General features: G+C 57.5%; 1 protein-coding gene. It reads left to right on the plus strand.

The features are described 5' to 3' along the window. Positions 1–14: 14 nt before the first annotated feature. Positions 15–398, plus strand: a 384-nt coding sequence (locus QC385_RS43885) for a mobile mystery protein A (protein WP_279547004.1), incomplete at its 3' end; no start/stop codon positions are given.

Here is a 398-nt window from a genome sequence, read left to right on the forward strand (position 1 = left end):
GTATACCTTATAGAATGAAAGATGCCATCCGTCACCTCGATCGACGTTTTTCGAGCCTGCGCCTCCTCGCGAGCGTTCAGCGCCCACCAAAGGGTTGGATTCGCGCGGTCCGCGACGCGCTCGGTATGACCACAGCTCAATATGGGAAGCGACTCGGCGTCTCACAGCCGCGCATCGTGGAACTTGAAAAATCTGAGCAAACCGGCAGTGTAACCCTCAACACGCTCCAGCGCGCGGCCGAAGCCCTTGGTTGCCGGTTGGTTTACGTGCTTGTTCCCGAACGCCCCCTCGCAGAAGTTGTAACGAAGCGAGCCGAAGAAATAGCGGAACGGCAGTCGCAAGCCGTCGAGCAAACCATGCGGTTGGAAGATCAGGCCGTGAAAGACAAGAAAGCTGCT

Origin of the sequence: Streptomyces sp. DH10 (genome assembly GCF_029813805.1) — a bacterium.
GTDB lineage: Bacteria > Actinomycetota > Actinomycetes > Streptomycetales > Streptomycetaceae > Streptomyces > Streptomyces coeruleofuscus.